This is a genomic window from Microcoleus sp. B6-A1, assembly GCF_036705085.1.
GTDB lineage: Bacteria > Cyanobacteriota > Cyanobacteriia > Cyanobacteriales > Microcoleaceae > Microcoleus.
This window is the reverse complement of sequence record NZ_JAUBTU010000071.1, coordinates 1-12,595: the sequence shown is the minus strand read 5'-3', so window position 1 is coordinate 12,595 and position 12,595 is coordinate 1. Positions and strand designations below refer to the sequence as shown.

The following is a 12,595-nucleotide window of genomic DNA, read 5'->3' as shown; positions in this document are numbered from 1 at the left end:
TTAATAGGACTTACCCAGAAAAACCAGGTCTCAGCCAAAATTATTGGTTTGAAAACTCTATAGCTACTAAAAAACAGGGTTTCTGACTCAGAGCGATTCCGGTTAATCGGTGAGCATAATTGTTTGTGATGGGCCAGCGGCGGGCGAGTGAGGACTGTGATTCCTCACTACAAACCTCATTATAATTATTTAATCAAACTTGAGAGCCAGATTGGGTAAATCCTGTTGTATGGATTAACTAACCAGTCGAACAAATGCGCCAAAACGGCTATGCTTAATCTGCTATATGTTGCATTACCATAGCCATCACCTAAAATACTGATGATTTTGCTGTTGCTCAATCAGGCTATGAAACAAAAATAATTTGAAAATTCAGAAGCTTTGTAAATCCTGGTTTATATGATTGGCATCTTTAGTTTTTTCTATCGTAAATCAGCAACGGCGTTTTTGTATGTTCCTCAGCTCTTTTGAAATCTGTATTTTCTCAACAAAAATGCTTTTTAAAACTTGTTTAATTATGAAGTTGCCCTAAGCTGTCCCTCATTTCTCTCTTCCTCTTGTACCGCGAGATCCTCCTAGGGTCAAATCGTTTTCCCGTCTGTCATAACAGGTAATGTATCTGCGGTTGAACTCAGTACCGTTAGGTCTTAGCGAAGACGATCGTAAAATTATACTGTAAAAAATCCTCGCCTCACCCGTAAAAAATGTTGCCAAATTTCTTGAGTAAAGTGCGAATTTATACTTCTTTCCTAACAATCTTGGTCTTGGGTGGCTGCCAGCAGCAGCTACAGCCAAACTTGCAGCAACAGCGCAGCAAACAGGGGATGGCAGTTTCAGCTCACCCTCTGGCGAGCGCTGCGGGGCTGGCCCTGCTGCAACAGGGAGGCAATGCAGTGGATGCGGCGGCTGCTACGGCTTTGGCGATTTCGGTGGTGGAGCCTTTTTCGGCGGGTATCGGCGGCGGGGGTTTTTTACTGTTGCAGCGGGCCCAAACGGGGACTGTGCAAGCGCTGGATTTCCGGGAACGAGCTCCGAAACGGGCGACGCGGGATATGTACCTCGACAAGCAAGGCAAGGTGCGCCAAAGGGCAAGTCTGGACGGGCATTTGGCGGCGGGTATTCCGGGCACTGTTGCTGGACTTTATACGGTGCACCGCGAGTACGGTAAGTTACCTTGGGCACAGGTGGTGGCTCCGGCGATCGCCCTGGCTGAAAAAGGCTTTCCGGTAAGTTCGCGGTTTACCACGGCTACCGGGCGACGACAGGATGTGCTCAAAAAAAACCCGGCGGCGCGGGAGGTTTTTACTCGTGGTGGCATTTTATACCAGCCGGGTGAGATTTTGGTGCAGCGGGATTTGGCGCGGACTTTGCGGCAGATTGCACAAAATCCGCAGAGTTTTTATACCGGGGACATTGCGCGGGCGATCGCCGCCGATATGGCTAAAAATGGCGGGATTATCACTCTCGAAGATTTGAAAAACTATACGCCGATTTGGCGGAATCCGGTTTGCGGCAACTTTCGCACTTATGAAATTTGCGCGATGTCGCCTCCTTCTTCCGGCGGCGTTCATTTGTTGCAAATCTTAAATATTCTGGGAGATACGGATCTCAAGAGGTTGGGGAGGCAAAGTCCAGATACTTTGCACTTGCTCGCGGAGAGCATGAGGATTGCTTATGCCGATCGGGCTGAGTATTTGGGCGACCCGGATTTTGTGAGTGTACCGGTCAAAGCTCTGACTAGCAGCAATTATGCCAAATTGAGACGATCGCAAATCCAAATGTCAAAAGCCAGACCCTCCAGCGAGGTAAAGGCTGTTGAGGCTGAAACTTTGAACCGTCTCCTGTGGGAGTCTCCCGAAACTACCCACCTAACGGTAGTTGACAAAGAGCGCAATGTGGTATCTTTGACGTTTACGGTGAATGGCGGTTTTGGGGCTGGAGTCGTGGCTGCGGGTACGGGAATTTTGCTCAACAACGAGATGGATGATTTTGCAGCGGCGCCGGGAGTGCCGAACTTGTTTGGTTTGGTGGGCGGGGAGGCAAATTCGATCGCCCCGGGGAAAACTCCTTTATCGAGCATGACGCCAGTCATCGTGACCGAAAATGGTAAATTTCGCCTCGCTGCGGGGGCTCCCGGAGGCAGCACGATTATTACTACGGTGTTGCAAATTGTGCTGAACGTGTTGGTTTACGACATGAATGTCGGCGAGGCTGTGTCTGCACCGAGGATTCACCATCAGTGGCTGCCCGATGGCCTGATGGTGGAACGGGGAGGTTTTGAGGCTGCGACGCTTTCGGAGTTGCGGCGGCGGGGACACCTGATTTTCGAACGTGACGGCTGGGGCAATGCCAATGCGATCGTCCTGACTGCAGACGGTTGGTTGGAAGGGGCTGCCGATCGGCGCGGGGAAGGAGAAGCAAGGGGGTTTTAGTTAACAGTCAGTCGATTAGAGATTTTAGATTTTAGACGGCGGCGAGACTTCGGCGACTCAACGATTTTAGATTTACTCCACAGATGAATCTGCGAGGTTGAACTAGGGTCAAAAATTTTGATATCTCTACGACAGGAATCTGGGGTTTGTATAGTTTTTTTGGGCGAGGTCATCTTTCATGAGTCAGGAGTCATTAGCTATTAGTCATGACTCATGACTCATTAGCTATTAGTCATTAGTCATTAGTCATTTTGAAGAGCGCCAACGGTATCAAAACCGGGTTTTTTGGGTTTACCGTGCGTAAGTCATGAAATTATTAGTCTGTGTACGTGTATTTTTGCATCCGTATTTTTGCGCTGAGGTTTATAAGCTGACTAATTGCCAAGAACTACCAAAAAGAATAACCACAGAAAGCGTATATACACTTATGTGTAAAGTTATTGTAAAGGCACTAGACATTAATACTTATATAATGTAAAAATTAAGTTGTGCAGAGAATCAGGTTTGTATCTTCCAGGAAAAATTTATGATAATTACTCACAAAATTGCTGCCTTAACAGCTACATTAACTACTGCTCTGAGTTTGTTGGCAGCGCCAGCAATGGCATTTTCGGTAGGGGCAACTAATAACACTGAGACTTTAAAAAATAATTTATTGGGGGCTAATACAGCCGGGTTGAGTAATTTCTCTGTTTCAATTAGGGGTAATTCGGCTGCTTTTGGTACTTTCACTAATGACCCCTTCGGTTTGACATCAGGTGTTGTTCTGAGCACTGGTAGAGTCGCCGATATAGCGGGTCAGAATCGGAAAGATAACTTCACGACACAGGACAGCGATTTAAGCACGGACTTTGGTGCTAAGGGTGAACAGGGGGATGTGACTCAGCTAAACCTCAGCTTTTTTGCTGATAGCACGGTTCAAAAGTTGTTCTTTGAATATGTATTTGCTTCTGAGGAGTTTCCTGAGTTCGGCGCTTATGAAGAATATAATGACGATTTTGAACTGCTGCTGAACGGCATTAATTTGGCAAAATTGAGCGACGGAAAAACAGTTACGATTAATAATCTTGTTCCCGATCCATATAATCGCTCTACCGATCACCCCGACTATATTGACAACCCAAGTTTCACAGGTATTGCTGCTAACATCGTTAAGCTGGACGGTTTTACTAAAGTTTTAGGTTTTGAGGGTTTGCTCAAGCAAAATCAGACGAATGTTCTCAGCATCCGCATTAAAGATGTGGGCGATGGCTATTTAGATTCTGCTGTATTTATTAAAGGCGGTTCTGTGGGGACGGTTCAACCTGAGCCGGTTCCCGAACCGATGACTGTGGGGGGTTTGATGGCGGGAGGCACTATGCTGGCTGCTGGACGAAAGTTACGCAATCGCCGTGGCGGAAGTAATTAATAACGGAAGGAAGTTCGGCAACGGATTATGTAACGGATGTAACGGATATAACGGATGTAACGGATGTCAGTCCGATGCAAGTCGGAATAAGGGAGAAGGAACAAGGGAGAAGGAACAAGGGAGAAGGAACAAGGGAGAAGGAAGAAGGAAGAAGGCAGAAGGCAGAAGGGAAGAAGGCAGAAGGAAGAAGGCAGAAGGAAGAAGGCAGAAGGAAAAAACAGAACAGGAACCATTTTGGCGGTTGCTGTAATATGAATCTCGATTAGCCGTGTTGGAGATTGAAAGGGGGTTTGATGAACGAAAAGACCTCGTTGCAGTTCTTGAACCGGGTAAAAAAACTTGGTTTGTGCGATCGCGATCGCGTAAGATCATGTCAAGTAATTTAAGCATTATGGTTACGCAGCGAGGAATGCAAGTCCTCATACAATTCTGACGACGAATGCCCTCACTACGAACCAATTTTCTTGCGGTTGTTCTAGCGGACAGAATATAAGTTTTTATCCCAAATTCGCAAAGGGCGGATTTTTTTGTGTTTGGAGTTGCAGCAAATATTGCGGGTAAAACCCGCGTCTACAACCACTGACTAAAAACTAAATAATTTAGCTATGAACAGTACCATCGGGTAAGATTGTACCTGTTAATGTAGTCCGGGTAAGTTTGACCATAACTCGATCGCCGTAACCGATTTTCGCTCCTGTTAAGTCAGCACCGCTCAAGTCAGCACCGCTCAAATCGGCTCCGATTAAGTTGGTTTCTCTCAAGTTGGCATTGATCAAACAAGCTCCTAACAAATTAGCCCGGAACAAGTTAGCTTGGTGCAAATTCGCGCCTGTGAGATTGACGTTGTGTAGAAAAGCATCACTTAAGTCGGCTTCACTCAGGTTTGCATTGCTCAAGTTTCTCCCTGAAAAATCCTTTTCTTTTAAGGAAGCTCCTTGGAAGTTGGAACCGCTCAAATCGGGAGCTTGGGGCCCAGCTTGGCGGTAAGACTGAGATGGCGGCGGCTGCGATTGGTAGCGGGAGGCCTCTGAATAGGGCCCTGCAGGGTTTCCCCCATAGTTTCCCGCATAATTTCCAGGATATTTTCCTGAAGAGGGTTCAGAAGAGTACCGCGGTTCTTTTGGGTTGGCCGGTGGTGGCTGGGTGTTTTGGTGCTGGGTGTTTGGATACTGAGTATTTCTGTACTGAGCGTTTTGGTACTGAGCGTTTTGTTGCTGAGCGTTTTGGTACTGAGTGTTTTGGTACTGAGTATTGGGTTGCTGAGCGTTTTGGTACTGAGTATTTTGTTGCTGAGTATTTTGTTGCTGAGTATTTCTGTACTGAGCGTTTTGTTGCTGAGTATTTTGTTGCTGAGTATTTCTGTACTGAGCGTTTTGTTGCTGAGTATTTTGTTGCTGAGTGTTTCTGTACTGAGCGTTTTGTTGCTGGGTGTTTTGTTGCTGAGTGTTTCTGTACTGAGCGTTTTGTTGCTGGGTGTTTTGTTGCTGGGTGTGTTTGTGCTGGGTGTTTTGTTGCTGGGTGTGTTTGTGCTGAGTATGTTTGTGCTGAACGTTCTGATTCTGACCTCTTGGTTGAATCGATCGCAATTGTTCGCGAGCTTGATTAATTTCCTTAATCTTTTCTTCAGCTTTCTGTAGTAGTCTGGGATTGTCTTTGGGGATGCGATCGGGGTGCCAAATGAACGCTAAATCCTTGTAGGCTTGGCTAATTTCTTCTCTGGAAGCTCCCGGCAACAGTCCCAGCACTTTATAGTATTGGTCGAGGTCGTTCATTGTACCACCTTTCGCTTTAAGAAATTAGAAATTAAAAATTAAGATCGGAGCAAAAGCCGTTCTCAAAGCTTGCGTGTCCGATCGTACATTAGATGAACAATAACTCAGCTAAGCCGCTGCTGGCAAAAAGTCTCGAATTCGCTGCAAGTATGTTGCGGCATCCTCCAGCATCGGAAAGTGAGCCGTATTCGGAATTATAACAAATTCTACTTTTTTGCTGAGGGAGGCTGCTTGCTCTCCCATGACGGCGGGGATAATTTGGTCAAATTCTCCGGCAATAAGCAGTGTGGGAACACTCAGCCGCGCAAATTCTTGGGGCATTTCCTCGGCTGCTCTTTTACTGACTGCCGTCACCATTGTACCTATAGCAGCTTGCTCGTCTGCCATTAAAAAATCCTTGAGAAACGCCAGACTGACCTCTGTGGGCAGGGAACGGCGCAAAAACCGGGCCATAAATAGCCGATCGGCAAACGGGATGGATGCCAACCAAGAGGGTCTAAATTTTACCACATAGCCACCGAATTTGTGAAAAGTTGTAAAGGATTTCTCATCGTATTCAAAAATCCCGCTGCAAGTGAGAATTGCTTTTTCTACTTTTTCGGGGTAAAGGTTGAGAAATAAAGTAGCAATTGATGCACCTGTGGAGTGAGCATTGAGAAAGACGCGGCTTAAATTCAGAGATTCTAATAATTGCGCTAAGTCATGGGCGTAGGTTTCGAGTTCGTAGCTGGACTCAGGAGGCTCTTTTGGCAAGGGCGATCGACCAAAACCTCTCATATCGTAGAGCAAACAATCAAAATCATCAGCAATAGCCCGTGCCGTGCTTTCCCAGTAGCGCGCTGAACCCGCCCAGCCGTGCAGGAATACCATCACTGGTTTGCCGCTGGGTTGGGTACTGTTATCTGCCGTTATCCACTCGTAATAATGTTCTACACCGCGAATTGAAATGAAAGCCATGATTAAGTAGTTTTGAGTTTTGAGTGATAATTTTAAATCATATAGGAAGGAGGGGCGATCGCGTCTCATATCAAATCCGGTTGCATCGTCCTGTATTCATCTCTGTATTCTCTCCCTCTGCGTTCTCTGCGCCCTCTGCGGTTAAATCATTCCGATGCTACCGGAAACGATATCAGTTAGCAAAACTCGTATAATGTAAGCAGCAAAAGATTACAAGCAAATTTAATATGAAAGAATTAAATAAATTAGAATTGGATGGAATTAAGAACATGGGGGCAGTTAAGACTCAGGTAAAGCTGACCAATGCCATAGATGAAGCTCTAATTAGTCGGGGGTTGCTCGCGCCTCGGCTGTTGCGTGAGTGTGAAACAAAAGCTCTCGTAGATACAGGATCGGTTTACCTAGTAATTTCAGCAGAGATGGTACAGCAGCTAGGTTTACGAATTATAGGACAGCAGCTTGTTAAGTATGCTGATGATCGTCATGAAACCGTAGGAGTAACGGAGGCTATATTAATTGAAATTGAGGGGCGTAGGACTACCGAGGATGCTCTGGTGACAGGTGATGAGGTGTTGATTGGTCAGGTGGTTTTGGAGAAGTTAGATTTGCTTGTCGATTGTAGGAATCAGCGGTTAATCGGGAATCCCACTAATCCTAACTATCCTGTAACTTATATCAAGTTAACAGGCGGATGCTAAAAAAAATACCCAGATTACCAACTTCTTAAAAAAGTCGGTAATCTCAAAAAAATCTGCGTTAATCTGCGTCAACCCGCCCACATCTGCAGTCAAAAATTACCAACATAAAAACTAATCATAAATCTTAAGCAGCAGAAGCAGCTAGCCAAAATAAACCATCTACCAAAAGCGTGCTTAACACCGCGCCACTGAAAGCGCGCCAGTGCAGTTCTCGATCGCGCAAACTCAGCAAACCGACTGTTAGCAACACAGCGATTAAAACTAAAGCACAGCCTATGCCCCAAGGAGTTTCAATTTGACCGATCGCACTTTGAAAAATCGGCATAGCTAATTCCGGTTCCGCGTGCATAACTTGCCGCCAGTAGGGCATCAACCCAGTTAAGTAAAAATATAAATCGGTAATGGCAGTGCCAAATAGCGAACCCAAGTAAAAATAGCTGCCCACTTTTCCCCAAGATTTGCCCAAGCACCAAATAGCAAAAGGCAAGCCAATTGATTCTATAGGTAGATGTAAAATTGGTTCCCATCTAAACCAGCCCCAATAAATAGAACCTGCCAACCAACATCCGGCAAATCCTAATAATAAATCTCCCCAAAGTTGTGTTTTGGGGCGGAAAATTAGGATTAAACTAAGTACGAACCAGGGGATAGTTGATAGCAAACTGATGGTTGGATATAAACGCACTAACGGTGCTTGCACGAAGACTGGAATTGAGACTAAAAATGCTGAGGCGCTAAATATCAACCACTGTTTGATGGTGTTTGTTGTGGCTGAAGTGAGAGAATTGTCGAGGCGGGCGATGGTGGCAATAGGTGCGATCGCTGAGGATACTAAATTTAGATTAAACAACTGATTGGACTCCGTATTGTTTCAATAGGTGGACTAAAAATTTGGCTGCGGTTGTGGGTGCGACAGTCTCAATGCCGGCGGCGGTTTGGCTGACGTGCCAGCCTTTTGCCGTTTGGGGAGCTCGCCATAAATCCAAATGTTCGATCGCGGGATCTGCATAAAAGCTTTCTCCACCGCCACCGAGAATTGCTGAACTCCAGTGCGTAAAGCGATCGTGGCTGATGCGGTGGATGGGAAAATTGCCCCCCAGGGGTACTCCCCAACCGTCTAAGGCAAAAAATGCCCCGACTTTGCCGCCGAGTTGCTGCCACAGAAGAGCCGCCCCGATCGCCCCGGCTACTCCTGCCGAAAAGCTGACAAATACTAGACTTTCTCCTGCTAACTCTTCGCTGCACAAAAAGTGCAATATGTCAAGAGCAGAAAAAGGCGGATATTTATGAGCGGGAAAAATCTTGACACGATCGACTATTTGCTGGTTTTGGCGATCGGCTGCCAGTCCCCAAAGCCCCGAAAGTCCCGCCAGGAAACAGTCGGTTAGCTTTGGTTCGTGGACTCCGGGGCAAATTACCAGTCTCATAGTTCGTCAAGAAAGTTAATATAGTTCGCAACATAACTTTATCATATACCTACTATATCATATACTACCCCAGGGGATAGGGTGTTAAACTTATAATAGACTGAAGTTTGAAGAGTATCCCCCTAACTTAAAAGCTGGGAACCCTCCAAATCGCCGGAATCAGAGGCAAGGTGAGAGAGTCTTAAGAAAACATGAAACTTATCCCCCCTGGCCCCATTCCCTGTCAGGCTTAGCTAAAGTCTGATTCTAGTTCTAGCCACCCTACGAATTTCGGGTCAGGGTCAAAAAACCGACTTAGGACTGATGCTCATCAATCCGGTTTCTAGGATAAAGAAGAGGTTTGACCGGGAAGTAGGGGCGCAGAAACCGGGAATCAGCCCAGCACGCAACCGTCGTGCGATCGCACACAATGAAAAATCTCCGATTCCCCCTTCATCCTGCCTGGATCTCTTAGAATAAATAAAATTGAGGAATACAAAGTGGTTGCTTCTCCAGAAAAAATCGAGTTCAAAACATCTGCAGCACCCGCAAGTAACGATCGCGTTGCTGTATTGCTGATGGGTTATGGCGAAGTCGAAAGCTACGACGATTTTGCCAACTACAACGAACAAGCTTTAAATTTGCTTACGGCAAAGTTTGCGCCAGTACCGCTGTGGATTTATCCGCCGCTGGCGAAGATTTTAGCAATCTTTGACTTGCACGAGTGGAGTCACCAACACGGTAAATTCGTTTCGCCGCACAATGCAATTTTTGAACAGCAGCGCGCCGGGATAGAAAAGAATTTACAGGAAAAATGGGGCGATAAAGTAAAAGTGTTCAAAGCTTTTAACTTTTGCGCGCCGTTTTTGCCGGAACAAGTAATCCCTCAAATTCAAGCAGAAGGATTTGACAAAATTCTGATTTATCCGCTGTTGGTAGTTGATTCTGTTTTCACCAGCGGCATTGCAGTCGAACAGGTGAATAAAGCTTTAGCACAAACCTTTGATGGTAAGGAACATTGGGTAAAAGGACAGCGCTACATTCCTTCTTTTTACGATGAACCTGCTTACATCCAGCTAATGGCGGATTTGGTTGAAGAGGAAATTAAGAACGATTTAGCTGTAGCGCATTTGCCTTCTCAGATTGGGATTGTGCTGATGAATCACGGTTGTCCGCACAAGGCGAAGGGCTTTACTTCGGGAATTGTGGAAAGTCAAGCTTTGTACGATCGCGTGCGGGAACGTTTGATGTATCGCTATCCTTTGATTTCGGTGGGTTGGCTGAATCACGACACACCGCTGATTGAATGGACGCAGCCGGATGCGACGTTGGCTGCGAAGAATTTGATCGATTTGGGTGCAACTGCGATCGTCTTTATGCCGATCGGATTTGCGACAGAAAATCACGAAACTTTGTTAGATGTAGACCACATTATTGAGTCTTTGCAGAAACAGCGTCAAGGAGTTACTTACCGCAAATTGCCTTGCGTTAACGACCATCCAGAGTTTCTGAAAATGGCGGCAGAGTGGGCAAATCCGCAGATTGAAGCGTTGTTGAGTGAAACTGCGGTTGCTGTTAATCCGAGTTTGGTTTCGGCGCACCGCGAGCACGCGCATTCTCATGAAGGGCACGGGCATTCTCATGGCGGGCACGGCCATTCTCATGGTGATAACGGGCATTCTCATGGCGGGCACGGCCATTCTCATGGCGGGCACGGGCATTCTCATTAATTGGGAGCCCAGAAACCTGGTTTTTTGACGACAATACTTCGTTGCAGCCTGCAGATTAAATAAAAAACCCGGTTTCTTTGTCGGAGTGGGTAAGTTCAGATTAATTTAGGTAAAAAGTTGATCGTCCTTTGCTTTTTTTAGAGAAGGGGCGATTTTTTTGCTTATTTATGGTACTGTAAAACTTAACAATGGCAGCAGGCGGGGTGACAACCCCGCCTGAAACCCAGACTGAATAAAAATTTAACCCACTTGTGCTAAAAAAAGATAGGCAGCCAAATTGTTACAGGCTAGCCTACCAAAAAAAATGTTACCCACATTCTATCAGACCCATTTACAGAAACAACTGACCCACGCCCAGTTTATGCTGCTGACAATCTTATTGAATGTGATACAGTCAGAAAAACAAGTGAGATTAGAGAGGCTGGCACGGGTATTTCCTCATCCAATTACCACGCCCAAGTCGGCGCCGTAAACTGCAAAGATTTCTGAACATACCTCAATTAACGATTGCACGCTCTTTGGTTCACTTTGATCGCTTATTGGTTAACAACTTATTGCTCTGTCGGACAAACTTTATCAATTGCGATCGCTCCTACGTCAATGGGGGTGTATCAATCTCTTGCCCTCCCATTGAAAAGAGTGTTTGTTACCTAAATTGGGAAACAGTAATTTATCAGAACGAACCCTCGCTCTACAACAAGTCCTACCATTACTTAAAGAATATAAAGTGCTTGTTTTGGGCTACCGTGAATTTTGTTCAGGAGACTGGGGAAGCTGGCTTAAGACAATGGGTGTGTCTTTTTGCTTGAGGCTGAAAAAAAATCCTATACCAATCCTAAATGATTATACTCGTTACCAGGCTCTTCCTGGTAACGCATATCCGGAGGAAGAGCCTCCATAGTCTCCGCCGAGGCAGAGCAAGAGTGACATCGGTTCCCAGGAAGAGCCTGGAAGTTAACCAGTTATTGAAACTGATGCGAGGATTGCTATAGTCGGTCAACAGAAAACTTAATCTGGCAACGCTTAGATTAATTAGCAATAGTACCAGGCACATCTTGATACTTTCATTCTGATGAGGGTGAGAAAAACCAGACAGGTAGTAGGGTTTGATATCGCTTGTAAATGGAAACGAAACTATCAAGGATTGAAAGTTAAAGACGCCTGGTTGATTATAACTGATTGAGGTTCTTTGCCAGTGGCTATCGCAGCTTATAAAAAACTGATGGGAATAGAACAAAGTTACCTTGATTGTAAGACAGGAGGCTATAATCTAGAAGGGAGTTGTCTCCCGGGAGGCAGACTCATTAAAATAATTTTTTTAATGGCAAACGTTGACAGCGAGCGCTATATTCCAAGGAACTGAAATTCAGAAAAAATAAGTGCAAAAATATGTATCTCGCCATAAACAAAGTAGCCAAAAATACCGCAGACAAAGTACATTTGGTGTTGGCGCAAAATGGAGAACAGTGGGTCAATTATCTCGCTCGGTATTCACTAGAAGTCAAGCGAGTTAATGAAGTTAACTCGAAATAAACGTCGCTTTTACCAACAGCGTATACGGGCTGCAACCTTGATGATATCTAGTTCTTAGGCATCTTTATCACCCTCCCAGGAGATGGGGCTATTAAAAATCTTTAAATCTTACAATACTTCGGACAGTTTTTTAACGGCCCTGTAAGCCTTATGAAGGAAGCCCTGCCATTTTTTACGCATTTTCTGAAACTTAGCGCGCTTACTTAGGGTTTGCTGAATAATCGATCGCTTTCCCAATAACAGGAGCCATCGATCTATTCAAGGCGAGTTAAAGATGAGTTTTTCCTGCCTCAATTTGACTGAAATATAAGCGGCGATTATGTTAATCCCAAAAACAGGGATTGTTTTCCCGGAACGGCATAAAAACACACAAAAAACCAGGCGCCACGAGGTAGAAAGGTTGATTACTAAAAAAGTTATCGCAATGGCTGGAGAGCGAGGTATTGTCAAGTTTTGCCATGACCAAATTCAGACCGAATCTTCCTTTCCCCTGTCCGAACTTGCCCTCAATTGCATTTCTAATCCTCTCATCTTCCAACGCTTGCCTCTTTTTTGATTTACTCACATTTGCTGGCGGTCTTCCTAGGGCGTCGGTTCAGTATTATGACTTGACAAAAAAGACTGAAAATGATATGTGAATTGAGAAGCCTGTTAAATTC

At 45.4% G+C, this 12,595-nt stretch carries 10 protein-coding genes and 1 pseudogene; 6 read left to right on the top strand and 5 right to left on the bottom strand.

Annotation, left to right across the window (positions count from 1 at the left end):
- The first annotated feature begins 704 nt into the window (after nt 1-704).
- The 3 genes from ggt (at nt 705) to QUB11_RS22715 (ending at nt 4,106) form a co-directional block, all read left to right on the top strand.
- Nucleotides 705-2,432, top strand: a complete 1,728-nt coding sequence (ggt, locus tag QUB11_RS22725) for a gamma-glutamyltransferase (protein ID WP_333391778.1) — start codon at nt 705-707, stop codon at nt 2,430-2,432.
- Between the two features lie 526 nt (nt 2,433-2,958).
- Nucleotides 2,959-3,840 (top strand): choice-of-anchor L family PEP-CTERM protein, encoded by an 882-nt coding sequence (locus QUB11_RS22720; protein WP_333207278.1) that lies wholly within the window; start codon nt 2,959-2,961, stop codon nt 3,838-3,840.
- 74 nt (nt 3,841-3,914) lie between these two features.
- Nucleotides 3,915-4,106: a hypothetical protein gene (locus tag QUB11_RS22715; protein ID WP_333207279.1), complete on the top strand. Its 192-nt coding sequence runs from the start codon at nt 3,915-3,917 to the stop codon at nt 4,104-4,106.
- Between the two features lie 333 nt (nt 4,107-4,439).
- Here the strand turns inward: QUB11_RS22715 and QUB11_RS22710 are convergent, their stop codons facing one another.
- Both QUB11_RS22710 and QUB11_RS22705 read right to left on the bottom strand, forming a co-directional pair.
- Nucleotides 4,440-5,612, bottom strand: coding sequence for a pentapeptide repeat-containing protein (locus tag QUB11_RS22710; RefSeq protein WP_333207280.1), 1,173 nt, complete (start codon nt 5,610-5,612; stop codon nt 4,440-4,442).
- 108 nt (nt 5,613-5,720) lie between these two features.
- Nucleotides 5,721-6,569, bottom strand: a complete 849-nt coding sequence (locus tag QUB11_RS22705) for an alpha/beta hydrolase (RefSeq protein ID WP_333207281.1) — start codon at nt 6,567-6,569, stop codon at nt 5,721-5,723.
- 227 nt (nt 6,570-6,796) lie between these two features.
- Here QUB11_RS22705 and QUB11_RS22700 point away from each other — a divergent pair, with 227 nt between their 5' ends.
- Nucleotides 6,797-7,267 (top strand): clan AA aspartic protease, encoded by a 471-nt coding sequence (locus tag QUB11_RS22700; RefSeq protein ID WP_333207282.1) that lies wholly within the window; start codon nt 6,797-6,799, stop codon nt 7,265-7,267.
- A 124-nt stretch (nt 7,268-7,391) separates the two neighbouring features.
- Here QUB11_RS22700 and QUB11_RS22695 read toward each other — a convergent pair whose 3' ends face one another.
- Together QUB11_RS22695 and QUB11_RS22690 are read right to left on the bottom strand one after the other, a co-directional pair.
- Complete coding sequence (locus QUB11_RS22695) at nt 7,392-8,117, bottom strand: DUF3120 domain-containing protein (protein WP_333207283.1); 726 nt, start codon at nt 8,115-8,117, stop codon at nt 7,392-7,394.
- The gene (locus QUB11_RS22690; RefSeq protein WP_333207284.1) at nt 8,110-8,694 is read right to left on the bottom strand and encodes a hypothetical protein; all 585 of its coding nucleotides are present in this window, start codon (nt 8,692-8,694) and stop codon (nt 8,110-8,112) included. Before QUB11_RS22690 ends, QUB11_RS22695 begins: the two co-directional genes overlap by 8 nt.
- A gap of 479 nt (nt 8,695-9,173) precedes the next feature.
- Here QUB11_RS22690 and QUB11_RS22685 point away from each other — a divergent pair, with 479 nt between their 5' ends.
- Both QUB11_RS22685 and QUB11_RS22680 read left to right on the top strand, forming a co-directional pair.
- Nucleotides 9,174-10,403 carry a ferrochelatase gene (locus tag QUB11_RS22685; RefSeq protein WP_333207285.1) on the top strand — a complete coding sequence of 410 codons (1,230 nt, stop codon included), beginning with the start codon at nt 9,174-9,176 and terminating at the stop codon, nt 10,401-10,403.
- A 1,389-nt stretch (nt 10,404-11,792) separates the two neighbouring features.
- Entirely contained in the window at nt 11,793-11,936 is a 144-nt protein-coding gene (locus tag QUB11_RS22680; RefSeq protein ID WP_333207286.1) for a hypothetical protein, read from the top strand.
- 258 nt (nt 11,937-12,194) lie between these two features.
- Here QUB11_RS22680 and QUB11_RS22675 read toward each other — a convergent pair.
- Nucleotides 12,195-12,522, bottom strand: a pseudogene (locus QUB11_RS22675) (transposase); the annotation flags it as partial.
- Nucleotides 12,523-12,595 lie beyond the last annotated feature (73 nt).

Bases quoted from the DNA above. Each gene is read 5' to 3' on its own strand.
- ggt (WP_333391778.1), top strand. From the start codon at position 705: ATGTTGCCAAATTTCTTGAGTAAAGTGCGAATTTATACTTCTTTCCTA.
- QUB11_RS22720 (WP_333207278.1), top strand. From the start codon at position 2,959: ATGATAATTACTCACAAAATTGCTGCCTTAACAGCTACATTAACTACT.
- QUB11_RS22715 (WP_333207279.1), top strand. From the start codon at position 3,915: ATGCAAGTCGGAATAAGGGAGAAGGAACAAGGGAGAAGGAACAAGGGA.
- QUB11_RS22710 (WP_333207280.1), bottom strand. From the start codon at position 5,612: ATGAACGACCTCGACCAATACTATAAAGTGCTGGGACTGTTGCCGGGA.
- QUB11_RS22705 (WP_333207281.1), bottom strand. From the start codon at position 6,569: ATGGCTTTCATTTCAATTCGCGGTGTAGAACATTATTACGAGTGGATA.
- QUB11_RS22700 (WP_333207282.1), top strand. From the start codon at position 6,797: ATGAAAGAATTAAATAAATTAGAATTGGATGGAATTAAGAACATGGGG.
- QUB11_RS22690 (WP_333207284.1), bottom strand. From the start codon at position 8,694: ATGAGACTGGTAATTTGCCCCGGAGTCCACGAACCAAAGCTAACCGAC.
- QUB11_RS22680 (WP_333207286.1), top strand. From the start codon at position 11,793: ATGTATCTCGCCATAAACAAAGTAGCCAAAAATACCGCAGACAAAGTA.